Origin of the sequence: Pseudoalteromonas sp. SW0106-04 (assembly GCF_001293805.1) — a bacterium.
GTDB classification, from domain to species: Bacteria; Pseudomonadota; Gammaproteobacteria; order Enterobacterales; family Alteromonadaceae; genus Pseudoalteromonas; species Pseudoalteromonas ruthenica.
Map to the genome: position 1 here is coordinate 161,475 of NZ_BCAI01000008.1, position 17,930 is coordinate 179,404.

Genomic DNA, 17,930 nt, shown 5'->3' on the forward strand with positions numbered 1-17,930 from the left:
TGAGTTGTCATAACTTAAAGAATGTTTAAGGTGTAACATGTGTGGATTCCCGCACATTCTTTTACTTATTTATCACCAATTCCACCCATTAATTAGGCTCGGTATAACTTGCTCGGGTGAGCTGGTACTTGGCCATTTTGTCATACAGCGTTTTGCGCGGAATTTGCAACAGCGCCATGGTCTGTTTGATGCTGCCTTGGCTTTGTGCCAAAGCATCTTCAATGAGTGACTGCTCATAGTAAGCGACTTTTTGCGCCAAACTCAGTACTTCTTGCTGCGATTCAAGCGCTTGTATTGAGTGAGTGGCTAATTGCTCGCCAAGCAATACCGTACGCTCAGCATGGATGCGCAACTCACGTACATTGCCCGGCCAATCGTATTGCATCAGTTGCGCACGCAGGGGCTCTGTTAACGCCATACTGGGTTTATGAAAACGCGTGGCGGCGATAGATAAGAAGTGCTGATACAAAAGGGGTATATCGGCTTTTCTTTGCCGTAGTGCCGGGATCGGCACTTTTAAAAGATTGAGGCGAAAGAACAAGTCGGCGCGAAACTGTCCAGTATCCACTAAGGTTTGCAAATCGACCTTGGTTGCCGCAATCACCCGCATATCAAGATCAATGCTCTGGTTCGAGCCGACGGGGGTGACTTGGCGCTCTTCGAGCACACGCAGTAATTTAACTTGTAAGCTTGCTGACATCGCTTCGATTTCATCGAGAAAAACCGTTCCGCCATTGGCGTAAGCGAACTTGCCTTCGCGTGCCTGATTAGCTCCAGTATACGCACCACTGGCAGCACCGAAGAGCTCACTTTCAATCAGCTCTTCTGGAATTGCACCACAGTTGATTGCCACAAAGTGGCCTTGGTTGCGATCGCCATGTTCGTGTAAATAACGCGCGACGAGCTCCTTCCCGGTGCCGGTTTCACCTTCGATTAATACATCTGCGGGGGTGTCTCTAATCGCATCAAGTAACTGCATCATCTGCTGTATTTGTGGGGTTTCCCCCAAAATACGCACCCCAGGAGCACAATGATGCTCTATTTGCCGTTTTAATTGGCGATTCTCTAGCACTAGTTTGCGTTTATCCAAAGCCCGTGCCAGACAATCTAATAGCTGTTCATTGACCGGTTTTTCAAATAAATCATAGGCCCCTTGCTGCATCGCCTTTACTGCGGTACTCACATCGGCATAGCCAGTTAAAAACACCACCGGCAACTCAGAGTCAAACTGCTGAACCTGCTGCAAAAACGCCAAACCATCCAGTTTAGGCATATTAATATCGCTCAGCACCACACCGGCAAAGCTACGGTTAAGCTTATGCAAGGCTTTATTGGCATCATCAAAACACACGACCTGATAGCCCTCAAGCTCTAGCAGTTGCTTTAAGGAGTCGCGGATACTCGGTTCATCGTCAATAACGTAGATAGTCTGTGCATTGCTCATATTTGTGGCTCTTGTTGATGCAAACTAATTAAAAACTCAGCACCGCCATCGGGGTGATTATGAGCGCTAAGCGTGCCTTGGAAAGACTCGATAATTTGCTTAGAAATAGATAACCCCAACCCTAGGCCATGCTCGGATTTGGTGGTGTAGAATGGTTCAAAAATGCTGCTTAGCGCATGATGCTCTATCCCCGAGCCGGTGTCGATAATGGATAAATACACATTCTCGTCGTCGCTATCAGCTTCAATACGCAACCGCTTCACCGCCTGTTTTTCCATGGCTTGGCAGGCATTGGCAAAAAGGTTCACCAACACCTGCTCGAATTGATAAGGGTCAACCCACACCGTCACACTGGACGGGTGGTAGCACACCTCAACACCGTATTCTTTAAGTTGCGGCCCTGCAACCAGCAAAGCGTTATCTATGGTTTGCGCCAATGACGTTGCTTGCATTTTATGCTCACGCTTTTGACTAAAAGATTTTAGTTGCGCCGCAATGGCATGAACGCGATTAACCAATTGCTCGATTAACTGTAAGTTGCTGAGCGCTTTATCATATTGACCACGAGCAATAAGCCGTTTACTGGCGGCAATATACGCACTCATGGCACTGAGCGGCTGATTAATCTCATGGTTAACGCTGGCACTAAGTTGACCGATAGTGGCGAGTTTAGCGGTGCGCACTAAGGCATCTTGGGCTTGCTCCAACTCCTGACTTCGCTGCTTCACCTGCTCTGCAAGGGAGCGCTCGCTGTAAAGCAGTTGCCGATAACCCGCTACTTTTACCAATAAATACTCAACCAAGGCAATCAAGACCAATAAACACATGAGGGTGACACCAAGGCGCGCCACCAAGGTTTCATTAAGATAATTGCGAGGCACGAGGGTCAATAGTTGATAAGGTGCACGCGCCAAAGCGGTGTCATCAATGACAAAGGTGCGCTTGCGCTTTGCAATGTAAACCTGCGCTTGACCTTGCCACTGCCAAGGTGCTGGAGCGATGGTGCGTTCAAGAAATTGCTGCGACTGCTTTAGCTGCTGGCGCTGCGGCGTCGTCATTGGCGACAACGAGGTTAATCGCCACGGTTCAGCGTTCGACATCAACACCACATTATTGTCATCAACCAATGCAAATAGCGTATCTTGCACGCTATCGAGCGCCGCTTTATCGGCCTCAAACTGGCTGGCATTCACTTTAACAACGATGACACCGGCCACCTCACCTGCGACTATGACAGCTTGAGAAAAGTAAAAGCCGCGCTTGCGTGAGCGCTGCCCTAGGGCAAAATCAATGGCGCTATGGTGGCGCATAGCATCTCGAAAGTAGCCGCGAAAAGCAAAGTTATTGCCCTTGTAGCTGTAGGGTAAATGCCAATTACTGGTCGCAACCACAGTGCCTGATGTGTTGAGTAAATACACATCAGAGGCGCCACTGGCCAGTTGCATATCGTGCAGATAGCGGTCGGTATCTTGACTGGCTGCGCGCTTTATATCTAAGGCTTGGTGCACTGCTTTACTGCGACTCAAGGAATCGACAATACGTTGATAGCGGCTAAATTGCCTGTCGATATAGTCACTGAGGTGCGCGCCTTGCACCCTTGCTTGTTTGTGCGCACGTTGCGCCTGCTGCTGCATGGTCACCTGCACGGTCAACACCATAGCGACCACCAGCACCACGCTATAAACAAGAAGCTTAATGACCAGCTTATTTGACACTTATTATTCACTTATTGATGGTGATATTCGCCTCTCAGTCTACCAGTGTGATGACCATGATGGTAGCTGCACAACGACGAGCGATGCACGGGGTTAGCGCGCATTCGAGCAATAAAAAGGCCGCTAATGCGGCCAACAGGAGACACAGCGATGACGCTGCAAAGGGCTATTTTTGTAGCACTAACGCAATGGACTCTGGCGCGACGAAAGCATAGCTGGCATCTGCACTCACATCCCCACTGGCGCGGTTAAGGATATTATCCCAGCGCATCACCAAGCCATTGGACTTTTCTGCGAGGTATAAATCGCGACCACTGAACATAATGTCTACTGGGTTTCCTAACATCGAATTAGGTCCGCTAATGGCAATATCAATGTTAGTTAGCCCAGAGGCCATGGCAGCGCCATTGAGCACATAAATTTTACCATCGGTAGCATCGGCGGCGCTGCCCACATCTGTTACGATTAAGGCATCACTCACCGGGTCGTAGTCAATGCCATGAATATTGGTGGGCGCCGCCACAGCCATACCTGACATTGCCGGGACAATAAGTCGGTCTTCGCCGGCTAAGGTGCTCATTCCACCATACATCTTAGCGCTGACTTCATCGAACACGGCAATGGTGCCATTGGTTAAGGCCACAAAAGCGCGGTCGCTTTGGGCATCATAATCCACATCCCAAGGGCGTGCATCGTTGGCTGGCAACAAGGTCATCAACGGCGCCACATTACCCGACGCACAGCGCGAAAAAACTTTTATACCACGATTACTAGTCGAGAATTCGGCAACAAACACGAGCCCTTGCTTTGATGCGATATCGATCCCTTTCGGTGAGGTTAACGTGGTGTTGGTACCGCTTACCAAACGATCCTGACTCAAGGTGAACATGCCGTTATCACGGGTGTTGGCAATACGGTTTGCGATGATAATGCCGCCAGAGCTGCCATCACTGCTATCGAAAGTGGCGTAACCGTTACCCTCAATATCAAAGGTCACGCTTTCAATGGTCGCTTGGGTATCAAAGCCCATATTCATAGCCGACAGCGGCGCATTTAGTTGCGCTATCATTCCGGTCGTCGGCCCAGCAATCCCCGGATTAGACGACACCGCAACGCCACGTACCGTGGCTGGCCTATCAATATCTGAAGCATCAAGGTGCGTGGTGTGTTGTTTGCGAGCAAGAGACTCGGGTTTGCTGGTCATGGTCACAAAATCAGGAGCGATATCACCGCTGGCACCATTGAAAATATTAGTGTATACCAAAATCGCATCGTTCGACTTCTCGGCTACTCGCAAGGTAGCGCCCTCTAGAAGAATATCAACCGGATTACCTAGGCGGGTGCTTGGGCCCGCTATCATACGGCTTACCGGGGTATTGCCGTCAGCCATTGCCGCACCTTCAATGATAAACAGCGTGCCATCATCGGCACTCTGCGCACTGCCAACATCAGATAACACTAAGCGGTTTTGGCTGCCATCGAAGGCAATGCCATGTAAATTTACGCCAATGGCGTCGCCGTTACTGTCGCTTGGAACAATCGTACGAGCTGGGGTGGCTGTCATACCTGAAGCAATGTAATTGTCGTACACCGCGACAGTGCCATTGGTGAGTGCAGCGTAGAGGCGGTCATTAATATCGTCGTAGGCGAGATCCCAAGGAGCGGCATCGGTAGCGGTTACGGCAATTGGCGCGTTATCACCACTGGCCATCGCACCAAAGGCGCTGATTTGCATAGCGCCAAAGTCAGCAACCAATAAAATCCCGTGCGCGCTGGCGAGCGTCATCCCCTTGGGGTTTACCAAGGTGCTATTGGGGCCAGATATTACGCGATCCCAAGTGCTAGAGAAGCCATTGTTTTGCGCCCTTAGCGATGTTGCGCACAGTGTTTTAATACTGCCAGTATCGGCATCCCCGGCTTGAATAAGCTGATCTTGATGGCCGTATACCAGCCCTTCATTGTTGCTGGTTTCTAGCGTGTATAACAGTTCACCGTATTCATTGGTGACATCAACGGTGCCGGCATTATCGCTGCCGTTATTGGCACGTAAGTAGGTGCCTGCTGACAAGGCCGGGCGGCCGTCTTCTCCGTCGTTGCCATCACTACCTGGCGCGCCATCCGCTCCTGGCGCACCATCACTGCCATCATCACCGCTACAGCCAGCAATGAGTCCGGCGCAGGCCAAGGCGATGATACTCAGCTTTATCGCATTGGAGTGGGTAGAAGGTGAGAGCTGCTGCGATGCAGCAGAAGTATGTTGATTACGCATATCCATTCCTCGCAAGTTGTTAAACCGTGTTATAACGTGTCTTCGCTATACTGCTTCACGTCCTAGCCCTGACGTCGCTATCTTTAGTTACATCAGGGGCGTAACGGCTTAACCTCGCGATTGGATGCAAAATTATTCAAAATATCAGTGAAAAACTGATAACCATCTGATTTAAAAAGGGGTAATGATACCCCTTATTCGGTAATTAAAACGCCTTAAGCGTCTTTGAGTACCAGTTGTACCTCAATATTATCTCGGGTCGCATTAGAGTAAGGGCAGACTTGATGGGCTTTTTCAATCAATTGTTGCGCTTCATCTGTAGCCATATCTGGCAGATGGATCTCTAATTTAGCCTTGATGCCAAAACCGCCTTCAATCGGCCCTATCGAGACCTGCGCGTCAATGGCTGTGCCCTCGGGCAGGGAGGTATTTCCCTCGTTGGCAACATGGCGCATAGCGCCAATGAAACACGCTGAATACCCTGCTGCAAATAACTGCTCCGGATTGGTTCCCTGGCCATCATCGCCCCCTAATCCTTTAGGCGTGGACAGGGTCACGTCCAAGCGACCATCGTCTGATTGAGCATGGCCTTCGCGGCCACCTTCGGTATGTACTTTCGCGGTGTAAGCAACCTCATTAAGTGTCTTCATACTGTGCTCCTCTTTAGCAGTTGATGCTAAGTGTGATAAGCGAATTACCAAGTTTTCCTTGGGCCTATAATGGGTGTTGCGACGCGAGCGATGGTTTTCAAGACCAATGACAATAAAAATGCGACCAGCAACCAATGGCCATGTTTACCCCACCAGCTCCCTTAGCTACACTAGCGCCACCTCATCAAACACGGATGATTGCTATGTTTTCTCCCCAATACCGTGTGCTACTCAGCGCTATTTTTTGTGTTTTATTGGCCATGGTCACGATTCAATCGGGCGCTTCTATTGCCAAACAGCTATTTCCCCTAGTAGGTCCGGAAGGGACCACAGCCTTGCGCTTGGGCTTCTCAGCCTTGGTACTGTGTCTGGTTTTTCGCCCTTGGAAAGCGCTTCCCCAGGGCACCGAGTGGCGCAGTATTATCACCTATGGCTTGTGCTTAGGCGGTATGAACATAACCTTTTATTATGCCATCGAGCGTATCCCCTTAGGGATCGGTGTGGCGCTCGAATTCACTGGGCCTTTATGCGTTGCATTACTGAGCTCAAAACGTAAACGTGATTTAGTGTGGGTGGCATTGGCCATCGCAGGTATTGTGTTGCTGCTGCCGGAGATAGATGCGCAAACGGGCCTCGACCCCATCGGTGTTATTCTCGCATTAGCGGCCGGTGGTTTCTGGGCAGGTTACATCCTCTTTGGGAAGCGCACCGGTGGGCAAAGCTCCGGTGGACGCACTGTTGCTTTAGGCATGAGTGTGGCAGCCTTGGTATTAGTCCCCTATGGCGCAGCATTTCAAGGCATGGCCTTACTGAGTTGGCAGGTGATCCCGCTCGGCCTATTGGTCGGTGTAATGTCCAGCGCCTTACCTTATACGCTGGAAATGATTGCTCTTAGAAATATGCCAGCCCAAGGCTTTAGCGTGATGATGAGTATGGAACCAGCCATTGCTGCTTTGGCCGGATTCATGATCTTGGGCGAATTGCTGACGCCACTACAATGGCTGGCCGTAGCCTTAGTGATCACCGCGTCCATTGGCTCATCATTGCAACCTAATAAAGCATAACCAGGTCTATTTCACTGCTTTTGAAAATAAAAAGTTAATTAATGTAAGCGAATTTGATCGTTTCTCATAAGGCTTTCGTAATCGCCCTAGTTGGACACGCAGTACACGTCCCTCTGTGAGCAATCAATTTACAGGAAGCCATTATGAGATACCTACTGTTACTGAGTAGTCTACTATTTGTGAGTGCCTGTAGTGATGACGATGACGACAACGTTACTACACCGCCTCCCCCTCCTCCCGCACCAGAATTTTCTGCCACACAAACTTATGAGCTAACCCTCAGCGCCAAGCAAGAAGTACCGATGAACGACTCCATGCAAAGCGCTGCTGCCACTGTTGAGCTCGATGAGAACCTGATGCAGTTTCGAGCCTCTCTCGATGTCAGTGATGTCGAAGGCGTTAGTGCTGCCCACATTCATGATGGAGATATCGGCGAAAATGGCGATGTTGCCTTCACCTTTAGTGCAGCCAGTGAAGGCATGTTAGAGGTGGCCATCACCGATCTAAGTGAAGACTTAGTATCGGACTTAATGGACGGCGACTGGTATATTAATGTCCACACCGACGCCTACCCAGACGGAGAAATTCGTGCCCAGATTGTGCCTGATACCACGTCTATTATCACCTTTAAGCTAAGCGGCGAGCAGCAAGTTCCCGCTAACGACAGCGTCGGTCTTGGTTATGGCTATGCCGCCTTTGACAGCACCAATAATGAGTTAGCGCTGCGCGCCGTAACCATGGGCGTGGACGATGCCACCGCCGCACATATTCATACCGGACGTATAGGTAGCAATGGTGAGGTGTTAGTTGTACTCGAGCAAGATGATGAGGTCATGACCGATTGGGTTGCACCTGAGGGCACGCAAATCAATGCTGATACACTCGCTGTTCTGCTCTCTGGCGGCCATTATGTTAATGTCCATACCCCTGACTTTCCTGACGGTGAAATTCGCGGGCAAATTCTGACAGATAACTTTGTTGTCGCGACTTTCCCACTCACCGGTGCTCAAGAAGTTCCTGCGGTTGAGACTATGGCATCTGGTGACGGTTATGCCCTAGTTAACACCGACGACTATGGCGTTGAGCTGAAGGTCAACACCACCGGCGTTGATGATGCCAGCGCAGCGCATATCCATACCGGCCGTGTAGGCACCAATGGTGAAGTGCTGGTCGCCCTTGAGCAATCTCTTGACGATGCTGGTACGTGGATGGCCCCTGAAGGCACACAAATTGATGCCGATATTTTTGCTGTGCTGGCCTCTGGCGGTCACTACGTCAATGTGCATACGCCTGCTAATCCCAGCGGCGAGTTACGCGGACAAATACTGACCAGTAATTATGTGCTGGCCACCTTCGCGCTAAGTGGTGCCCAAGAAGTGCCTGCGGTATCCACTTCCGCCTCAGGCAGCGGTTACGCTTTGGTGAATACTAGCGACTACAGCACCGAAGTACGGGTTGTCACCGAAGGCGTCGATGATGCCACGGCAGCCCATATTCACACCGGCCGTATTGGTACCAACGGCGAGGTGTTTGTTGCCCTTGAGCAATCCATGGAAGATGCAGGAGTGTGGATGACCCCAGAGGGCACACAAATTGATGCTGATATATTCGCAGTGCTGGCTTCAGGCGGTCATTATGTCAATGTGCATACACCGGCAAATACCGGGGGTGAACTGCGCGGGCAAATCCTCACCGATAACTATGTACTTGTCGCCTTTCCTTTGAGTGGCGATCAGCAAGTACCCATGGTGACCACAGACGCTTTTGGTGATGGCTATGCCCTAGTTAACACCAACGACTATGGCGTCGAGCTGCAAGTGCTTACCAGCGGTGTCAGTGATGCCACTATGGCGCACATTCACACCGGTAACCTGGGTGAGAATGGCCCGGTCTTAGTCGCCTTGGAGCAAGACATGGAGAACGACAACCTTTGGATGGCACCAGCGGAGGCGGCCATTACCGCAGAAATTTTCGCTATTTTAGCCAGTGGTGGCCATTACGTGAATATCCATACGCCTGCTTTCCCAGACGGAGAAATACGCGGACAGATTCAATAAAGCTTACAAAGGCCAGCAAAGCTGGCCTTTTTTATTTCCTCGCCGTGCTAATTCATTCTTTGTCTACCTGCTGGCGCTGCTTAGTGGTTAATTCATCGGCTACGGTTGCCCCACGCTCCCCTCTTGAGCGAGGCTCCCCTATGGTGCTATCTGTCAAGGTTTGTTGCTCAATACTGGCGTTAATCGCTGCGCCCAGAATGACAATATAGGCGCTGATATAGAGCCACATCAACATGATCACCACACCAGCCAGTGAGCCATAGGTTTCACTGTAAGAGGCGAACCGTGAGACGTAAAAAGAAAAGCCAATCGAGGCGACAACCCACATGCAGGTGGCAATGAGCGCACCGCAAGAGAGCCATCGCCACTTAGCCGCTCGACGATGCGGCGCGTAGCGATAAATAATACTCAGTGACAATAAAAAGATGACAGCCAGCAGCGCCCACGTGATTAATTTTATAGTCCAGTCTATGTTGCGCTCGAAGCCCACATAATTGAGTATTACCGGCAATATACCAATGGTGGCAAGAGCCACCACCGCAATAATGATGGCGCCAAAAGCAAAAACAAAGCGCGTTAATAGGGCAATAAATAAATTGCGCTTTTTACTCTCGTGATAACTAATATTGCACGCAGTGATCATCGCTTGCGCGCCTTTGGAACTACTCCAGATGGTCAACACGAAACCGATAATGGCACTGATGCTTAGGCTTGCTTGAGATTGCGCATTCAGCTCTTGTACTTGGCTCATGACCAAGTCTTGGCTCGCCGGTGCAAGTAAGCTCAGTACTCTATCAAGTTGTTCAACCATATCTGCTGCTGAGAAGAAATAGCCATACAGTGATAATAATGCCGCAAGTGCTGGAAAAATCGCCAACAAGCCATAAAATGCGACCCCTGCAGCGACGAGGGATAAGTTGTCTTGGCCTAAATTATGGACCAGCCGTTTGCTTATGTCCCACCACCCCCGTAGTGGAACATCACTGGGCTTTTGAGCCTGATAACCTCGCTTTTTCAACATATTACTCCGTTATCTTGGCGGCACAGCCGCACCGTCATCGTACTTTATTAACTAGCAATAACAGCGCCAACATAGTGGCACTGGATTTGCTCGCATATACCCCTATTCGTTCATTTGTGGGCTAAAAACACCATGAGTATTGACCTTACCACTGTGATTTTAAAGGCGGCTGAGCGCATTGCACCGCCGATGCCAGAGCCCTCTTGGCAAGCATTGAGTGAACAGTTTAGGCAGTTTTTACACAACGCCTGGCAAATGTTACCTAATCTCAGCCTTGGCCTCGCAGTCATGATCCTATGCTGCCTGCTCGCTCGCCCTGTGGCCTACCTGTTGATCAAACCTTTGCATCGGTTCAGCCAAAGCCGTTTAGTTCAGGTGGTCATGCGCCGTTTTATCAGTATTCTCATTATGCTGCTGGGTGTTTATGTATTTCTTCGTCTGGCCGCACTGACTGAATTTGCTGTCGCAGTAATGAGTGGTACCGGCCTTATCGGACTCATTCTCGGGTTCGCCTTTAAGGATATTGCCGAGAATTTCATCTCTAGTATGCTGCTAAGCATACAGCGGCCTTTTAAAATAGATGACGTTATCGAGGTGGACGGCCGTTTAGGCGTAGTGCGTAAAGTGACCGCTCGCGCGACCACTTTGGTTGACTTTGATGGCAACCATATTCAGATCCCCAACGCCACCGTGTACAAAAATGTGATCAAAAACTTCACTGCCAACCCCAAGATGCGGGGTCACTTTATTATCGGCGTTGGTTACGACAATAACCTAAGGCAGGCTCAACAGCTTGCTTTACAGTGTATTAGCAGTAAAACCATGGTATTGAGCGACCCACCACCACAAGTGTTAATTGATAATCTCGGTGCATCCACCGCTAACCTGCAGGTTTATTTCTGGGTTGATAGCGAACGCTTCAGTGTGCTTAAAGTGGCCTCGCACCTGATGCGCGAGGTGGTCGATACCTTTACCGAACAGGAGATCAGCATGCCTGACGATGCTCGAGAGCGCATTATTGTTAACCAACCTGACGCCTCAGCCGAGACTACGCATGCACAGCCACAAAAGGCAAAGCCGAGTACTGGCGCCAGCAGCCATAATCAAGCGGTGGATGACATCAGTAGCGACGCCGAAGATATCCGTGAACAGGCGCAAAAATCCCGAGAGCCCGAACAAGGCAACAACATCATCTAGCTGAGCTCGGCTATCAGCGCATCAAGTTGCAGTGCCATGGCATTCAGTTCTTCTCGCTGACACTGCAAAGATTGGCTTAGGGTGTCTCGCCACTGCTTAGCGTTGCTTTGCAGCGCCAAACCCGCCTCAGTAAGCGCTATTTGCAATTGCCGTTCATCATCATCACTGCGCACTCGAGATAGCAGCTCCTGCTTTTGCATCCGTTTTAACAGCGGCGTCAATGTGCCTGAGTCAAGGTGCAGCTCTGCGCCAAGTGATTTGAGACTCATGGGCAATTGTTGCTGTTCATGGCGCTGCCAAAGCACTAAAAGCACTAGATATTGAGGATAGGTTAGGCCCAGCTCATTCAACATAGGTTGATAGCCGCGCACAACCAGCCGAGAGGCCGTGTAGAGCTTAAAACACAGTTGGTTTTGCAAATATAAGGTGCTGTTATCTGTCATTTAGGGTGCTAATAGTTGTTCAATATCGGCGCGTATAGCTTCGGGTTTTGTCGTCGGTGCGTAACGTTTCACTACCTGCCCTTGCTGGTCAACTAAGAACTTAGTGAAGTTCCACTTTATGGCCTTAGAGCCTAGCACGCCCGGCGCTTGTTGCTTTAAATAGGAAAACAAAGGGTGGGCATCGGCACCATTAACATCCACCTTAGTCATCACCGGAAACGACACGCCGTAATTAAGTTCACAAAACTCACTTATTTGCGCATCATCACCGGGCTCTTGAGCGCCAAACTGGTTACAAGGAAAAGCGAGCACCACCAACCCTTTATTTTCAAAGTCTTGATAAAGCGCGTTCAACCCCTGGTATTGTGGTGTAAAGCCGCACTTACTTGCAGTATTGGCGATCAGTAAGACTTTGCCTTGATATTGCTCAAGTGGCACTTGCTCGCCACGATTATTGACTGCGTTAAACTGATAAATAGACATAAATACCTCGCAATTATATTGTGCACAATATAATTGATCGCAATCTAAATGCTTTCAAGTTTTATTTATTGTATACAATATACATTAGATGTATGGTCTAGCTAAACAATAAAAGTCGATTCAGTATGAAGATAATAACGCTCATCCTTTTACTAATACTCATCACTGGGTGTGCATCACTCCCTCGTGATGAATCCACTCTTGCCCCCGCAATCGATGGCTGGTCGAGTACGCCAAGGTTGGCCGAGGCAAAGCAAGCCGTTATCTTTTTGCACAGCCAAGCAAACCAGACACACCCACAGTGGCAGCAGATTAATGCGGTGCTTTATTTCTTACGCTCATATAGCTATCTCGGCGAACCCGATAAACTCAGCGAGCGCCTGCGAACTAAGCTCGCCAACTCTTTACAACGCTTAGCTAACAAGGCCAAAGAGACAGATAGCGCCGAGTATGATCGCTTTATGGAACATTATGCGGTGAGCATCTATCGCTTGCTTGATACCCCCGCATTGCACCCTAAGGCATCCTCTTGGATTAGCACGCTCACTGACTTTATTGCCATGCAGCCTGATACTACAACCATTCACGCTGACTATGCGCTATGGGAAAGTTATCGGGCACTGGCCTTTTTGGCTTTCAGCGCGCGCACCGAAGCACCGCTGCAACACACGCTTGTCCGCTCGCCCTCAACCTTGAAGGTACTTAGTGATGCCCTTTCCCGCTCGCAATGGCAACAGCAGCATGCACTTTGGGTATTGGGCTATTGGCACCAATTGTTACCACCGTCACAACAACACGCGCTTGATGCCGCGATTTGGCAAGCAGTGCAGCAAAGTACTGACGATGAAAACGAGCAACAGCGATTATTTTCGACCGTATATTTGGTCAATAGTTTTCGTGGTTTGAGCTACTGTAAAGAAGGCTTCCAAGCGCGCTGTGCGAGCCCCAATATTGATGATGTACTACCGATTAACCACCGGTGCAGTGAACGCTTGTTTATCCGCGCCACTTCCCTCAACAGTGAGCAACTGCAATACAGCTGCCGCCGCTTAATCGCCCAAGAACAGGACTTTCATGAACTATTCGCCAGCGACTATACGCCCGTGGCCAACGATCATAACCATGCCTTACGGGTGGTCATATTCGACAATTACAGCGACTACAACCGTTATGGTCAGCTACTGTTTGATATTCAAACTAACAATGGCGGTATGTACATAGAAGGGACGCCCAGCGATCCGCAAAACCAAGCAACGTTTTACTCATTCCGTGCGTTTTGGCTAGCCGATACTAACCGGGTGTGGAATCTCAATCATGAATATGTGCACTACCTTGATGGCCGTTATAATAAATACGGCGGTTTTGGCCACTTTGCCGAGCACCTAGTGTGGTGGAGCGAAGGCCTTGCAGAACTCATCGCCAAAGCTCAGCACAACCCTCGTGCAATCGAAGTCATAAAAGACACCGATGCCAACGAAAGACCAAGCTTACAGGCTATTTTTGCCACTGATTACAACGATAGCAGCGAGCAAATTTATCAATGGTCATACTTAGCTATGCGTTATTTACAGCAGCATGATATTGATGCGCTGCGCTCACTGCAGCGCCACCTTAGTGGTGATTTTTATCAAGGCTATACGCGCACACTCGCACGTATCGCTAAGCAGCATCAACCGCACTTTGCACGCTTTATCAATGCGCTTGCAGCTACTGAGCCCAAGCAGCAACAGGATGAGACAAAAAACCGACTATACCGATACCTTTATCGTGACTACCTAATGCCCTCGCACCTGAGCTACGACGCGCATCACCGTCACTTGTTGTAATGTAAAGCCCCTTTACGCACGGTGCTAAGATAAGGTGTGAGCACCGTGATTGCCTCTCGCCGCTTTACCGCCATAAAGCTATAACTTAATGTTTTATGGTCAGTTTTGTGAAAACATCTATACTGCTATGGGTAAGCAATGGTGCGCGCCCGTATCCGCACAACAATATCTTCTTGGAGGCGAAGTGACGTTCACACATCGGTTATATCGGCTTTATCATTTCGGTCTTCGCCTCGCAGCGGCGCTTTTGCCCATTCGCACGCCGCATGTTTATGCCGGGCAGCAAGCGTTGTCACAATGGCTTTGTGAGGTTAAAAAGCAAAATCTGCGCACCTTGTTAGTGGTCAGCGACCCGGGAATCGTTGCTTTGAATTTGCAGCAACCCATTATTGCTGCGCTACATCAGCAAGGGGTTAATACGGTGCTCTACAGCGATGTTGAGGCCAATCCAGGGATACCTTGCATTGAGCAAGGGGTAAGCTGCTTTCAGCAACACCTTTGCCAAGGCATTATCGCCATTGGCGGTGGTTCGGTGATGGACAGCGGTAAGCTGATCGCCGCACGCATTGCTCGACCGAGTAAATCTCTGCAGCAAATGCAGGGGTTATTTAAGGTGTTGCGCCCCTTGGTGCCACTTTATGCAGTGCCAACCACGGCGGGCACCGGCTCGGAAGTCACGGTCGCCGCCGTAGTCAGCGACCACCAGCGACAAATAAAATTCGCCATCAATGACTTATGTTTAGTACCAAAAGGGGTACTCTTGCTGCCTGAACTAACCCTTGGTTTGAGCCCTCAGCTCAGTGCAACCACCGCCATAGACGCCCTCACTCACGCGATTGAGTCCTATATTGGCATTAATGCAACGCGCTTTAGTAAAGCAAAAAGCGTGGCTGCCACTAAGCTGATCCTCACTCATTTACCCCTTGTGTACCAACAGCCCAACCACATCGATGCGCGCATGCACATGTTGTGGGCGGCGTTTTATGCTGGCCAAGCCTTTACCCGCACCTCGGTGGGTTATGTGCATGCGATTGCCCATCAATTGGGAGCGCTGTACGGCATTGGCCACGGCCTAGCCAACGCCCTGCTGCTAACGCCAGTGCTCAATGCCTATGGACAGCGAATCGATGCTCAGCTCACGGCGCTGGCACAACAAACCTTGACAGTAAATAGCGATGCTCAAGATATGCGCGCAGCGATTGCCACCTTGCTACATGACTGCGCTATCCCCGGTACCATTGCGCAACTGCGCCAAGAAGACATCGCCACAATAGCCAAACGAGCGATTGCTGAAGCCCATCCTGACTACCCGGTGCCCTGTTTTTTTAACCAGCATGACATCGAAACAATACTGTATTCGCTACTGCCACAACAGCAGCACTCCAAGCAAACAAGCGAGCAACAGTCGTTGGCAGGCCAGTATCGCTGAGCGTGAATACATAACAACGTCCCCGCGCTTGCTAATATAAAGCCAGCGCGGCGGTGGCGTATGGCTATATAGCATATATGAATTGACTCGGCCGCCGTGTCGGTAGGTCAACAAATAAGGCCTGAGGCCCATCAGCTCCATAGGCATAGCCCGTAGGCTACGTCCTCGGGTGATTGTCAGTACTTCGCAGCACTGCACTTTGACTTTAGCGGTCGCTGAGTTGCTGGTACACATAATTGGCCGCAATGAGGTCACTGAGCGCAGTCCCCACGGATTTAAATAAGGTGATGTCATTATCACCTTTGCGCGCCGGGCCATTGATGCTGGCTAAATCACTGAGTTGCCCTTGTATTTGCTCGGGTGAGAACACCCCCTCACTGATGGGGATTAGCAGCTCCCCGGCTTCATTGAGCACGTTATCGCGGCTATCCACGTACACGCGACTGCGTTTTATCGTTTCGCTATCGCACTCACGAGCATCGCGATGATGATTGCCTATTAAGTCGATATGAGTCCCTGGCGTTAGCCATTGACCACGAAACAGCGGCGCGTGACTGCCGGTCGCACAGCAGATGGTATCGGCACTGGCAATAAGCGCTTCACTGGCTGAGGTATGCTCAAATTGACAATGAGCAAACTCTTGGCGCAGTTGCGCGAGGATGGCTTCGGCTTTGGCGGTGTTGCGGGCAACCAGACTGACTTGTTGATAATCTCGCACGCTCAGGTGCGCGCGGATCATAAACGGAGCGAGCTTACCCGAACCAAATACCACCAGCTTTTTCGCCTGCTGCACAGCCAAATAACTGGCCGCTAATGCCGACACTGCTGAGGTGCGCCACAAGGTGATTTCGGTGCCATCCACCAGCGCTCGCGGCTCGCCATGCTGGCGCGAAAATAACATCACCTTGGAATACAAACTGGATTTGCCATGATGCTCATTCTCAGGGAAATAAGTAAAAGCTTTAACACCGATGACTTGCTCATTCCATGCCGGCAGCACCGCGAACGCATCATGGTTATCGCTATCGGGGCTGAGCGGGTAGACATTGCGTCTGGGCATAGTGGCTTGACCAGCAAAGCCTTGTTGTAGCGCTTTTAACAATGGCGCATAGGCCATCACTTGCTGTACTTGCTGTTGATTAATAATCTCCATGTGCACTCCTTAGCGCGAATTGTTGAGGGGCATGAGTCAGGCGCTGATAGCCTGTCTCGGTAACGACAATGTCTTCTTCCAAACGCACACCGCCATAGTTGGGAATGTAAATGCCGGGCTCAATGGTGATGACGTTGCCACTTTCTAATTGATAGGGGGCATTGGCTTTAATAAAGGGCAACTCATGAAGGGTTAAGCCAACACCGTGCCCCAACCCTTCGCCGGCATAACGATGATACGGGCTCGAGGCCAACACTTGCTGAGCGGCGTGGTTTAACTCATGGCAACAAATGCCTGCGCAAACCTGTTGCAACGCTGCTTGTTGTGCCTTCGCAACGGCGTCAAATAAGGCTTGCTGCTCGCTAGTGGGCTCGCCCCAAACATAGGTGCGGGTCATATCTGAGCGATAGCCGCTGCGCACAGCGCCAAAATCAATTAAGATTAAATCGCCCTCGCATAAGCGCTTCGCTCCTGGCTCACCGTGGGGCAAGGCCGTACGCTCAGCGAACAGTAAAATAGTGTCAAAAGACACCCCTTGCGAGCCACGGCGTTGCATTTGATAATCAAGCTCTATTGCCAACTCTCGCTCAGTTATGCCGCTTTCAAGCAAAGTGAGCGTATCGGCCAAGGCCGCATCGGCAATCTCGGCAGCACCACGGATACAGGCAATCTCTTGGTTATCTTTAACACGGCGTAACCTCTCGACCACCTGCACTGTGGCAACACAGGTATTAGCGCGTAAATGCTCGGCGATATGCTGCCACTGACCAACACTAAAATGCTCTGCCTCAAAGCCCAGAACGCTGTGCTTGGCGCACACCCGAGCTAAACATTGCCCAAGGCTTTCGCGGTCACGATCGCGCTGGATAACCTCCATCTTTGATGTTTCCTCTAGCGCACGCAGGTAGTAACGGTAATCGGTGATCAGTAACGCTTGCTCGGCGCTCACAACCAAGGTGGCCCCATGCCCACTAAACCCGCTGAGATAAGCAATGTTTTCACCGCTGTGAATGATCAATGCCTGTACGTGATGACTCTCAAGCTGTGCTCTTAAGCGCGCCATACGGCGCTGAAAATCAAATGGTATCGCCATAACTCCTCGCTCTAGTTCCTCTATAGTGATTGCCGCTAAGGCGCACATACCGCACCTCAGTCGTTAACGAAAAATGCCGAGCACCT

General features: G+C 50.3%; 14 protein-coding genes. 5 read left to right on the forward strand and 9 right to left on the reverse strand.

Translation table 11 applies throughout. The features are described from left to right. Nucleotides 1–88: 88 nt before the first annotated feature. From W04_RS10980 to W04_RS10995, 4 genes are all read right to left on the reverse strand, one after another. Entirely contained in the window at nucleotides 89–1,444 is a 1,356-nt protein-coding gene (locus W04_RS10980) for a sigma-54 dependent transcriptional regulator (RefSeq protein WP_053910857.1), read from the reverse strand. Beyond that, a complete protein-coding gene (locus tag W04_RS10985; RefSeq protein WP_053910858.1) occupies nucleotides 1,441–3,159 on the reverse strand; it encodes an ATP-binding protein in 1,719 nt (572 codons plus the stop codon). The genes W04_RS10980 and W04_RS10985 overlap by 4 nt, the downstream gene beginning before the upstream one ends. A gap of 166 nt (nucleotides 3,160–3,325) precedes the next feature. Next, entirely contained in the window at nucleotides 3,326–5,428 is a 2,103-nt protein-coding gene (locus W04_RS10990) for a hypothetical protein (RefSeq protein WP_231658116.1), read from the reverse strand. Nucleotides 5,429–5,643: 215 nt separating this feature from the next. Further along, nucleotides 5,644–6,078, reverse strand: a complete 435-nt coding sequence (locus W04_RS10995) for an organic hydroperoxide resistance protein (protein WP_045979053.1) — start codon at nucleotides 6,076–6,078, stop codon at nucleotides 5,644–5,646. 203 nt (nucleotides 6,079–6,281) lie between these two features. Here W04_RS10995 and W04_RS11000 point away from each other — a divergent pair, with 203 nt between their 5' ends. Next, nucleotides 6,282–7,142 carry a DMT family transporter gene (locus tag W04_RS11000; protein ID WP_053910887.1) on the forward strand — a complete coding sequence of 287 codons (861 nt, stop codon included), beginning with the start codon at nucleotides 6,282–6,284 and terminating at the stop codon, nucleotides 7,140–7,142. A 143-nt stretch (nucleotides 7,143–7,285) separates the two neighbouring features. After that, nucleotides 7,286–9,199, forward strand: a complete 1,914-nt coding sequence (locus W04_RS11005) for a CHRD domain-containing protein (protein WP_053910859.1) — start codon at nucleotides 7,286–7,288, stop codon at nucleotides 9,197–9,199. 52 nt (nucleotides 9,200–9,251) lie between these two features. Here W04_RS11005 and W04_RS11010 read toward each other — a convergent pair whose 3' ends face one another. Then, nucleotides 9,252–10,220 carry a YihY/virulence factor BrkB family protein gene (locus W04_RS11010; protein ID WP_053910860.1) on the reverse strand — a complete coding sequence of 323 codons (969 nt, stop codon included), beginning with the start codon at nucleotides 10,218–10,220 and terminating at the stop codon, nucleotides 9,252–9,254. Nucleotides 10,221–10,352: 132 nt separating this feature from the next. Between W04_RS11010 and W04_RS11015 the strand changes: the two genes are divergently transcribed. Beyond that, on the forward strand, nucleotides 10,353–11,417 hold the full coding sequence (locus W04_RS11015) for a mechanosensitive ion channel family protein (RefSeq protein ID WP_082342216.1): 1,065 nt from the start codon (nucleotides 10,353–10,355) through the stop codon (nucleotides 11,415–11,417). On the opposite strand, the gene W04_RS11020 is transcribed toward W04_RS11015, so the two are convergent. Together W04_RS11020 and W04_RS11025 are read right to left on the reverse strand one after the other, a co-directional pair. Continuing rightward, nucleotides 11,414–11,860: a MarR family winged helix-turn-helix transcriptional regulator gene (locus W04_RS11020; RefSeq protein ID WP_022945819.1), complete on the reverse strand. Its 447-nt coding sequence runs from the start codon at nucleotides 11,858–11,860 to the stop codon at nucleotides 11,414–11,416. The genes W04_RS11015 and W04_RS11020 overlap by 4 nt on opposite strands. Beyond that, complete coding sequence (locus W04_RS11025; RefSeq protein WP_053910862.1) at nucleotides 11,861–12,343, reverse strand: glutathione peroxidase; 483 nt, start codon at nucleotides 12,341–12,343, stop codon at nucleotides 11,861–11,863. Nucleotides 12,344–12,468: 125 nt separating this feature from the next. On the opposite strand from W04_RS11025, the gene W04_RS11030 reads away from it, so the two are divergent. Together W04_RS11030 and W04_RS11035 are read left to right on the forward strand one after the other, a co-directional pair. Continuing rightward, entirely contained in the window at nucleotides 12,469–14,169 is a 1,701-nt protein-coding gene (locus W04_RS11030) for a collagenase (RefSeq protein WP_082342217.1), read from the forward strand. A gap of 184 nt (nucleotides 14,170–14,353) precedes the next feature. After that, nucleotides 14,354–15,598, forward strand: a complete 1,245-nt coding sequence (locus W04_RS11035; protein WP_231658118.1) for an iron-containing alcohol dehydrogenase — start codon at nucleotides 14,354–14,356, stop codon at nucleotides 15,596–15,598. Between the two features lie 205 nt (nucleotides 15,599–15,803). Here W04_RS11035 and W04_RS11040 read toward each other — a convergent pair whose 3' ends face one another. After that, entirely contained in the window at nucleotides 15,804–16,751 is a 948-nt protein-coding gene (locus tag W04_RS11040) for an ornithine cyclodeaminase family protein (RefSeq protein WP_053910865.1), read from the reverse strand. Continuing rightward, nucleotides 16,738–17,844, reverse strand: a complete 1,107-nt coding sequence (locus W04_RS11045; protein WP_053910888.1) for a Xaa-Pro peptidase family protein — start codon at nucleotides 17,842–17,844, stop codon at nucleotides 16,738–16,740. The genes W04_RS11040 and W04_RS11045 overlap by 14 nt, the downstream gene beginning before the upstream one ends. Between the last annotated feature and the right edge of the window lie 86 nt (nucleotides 17,845–17,930).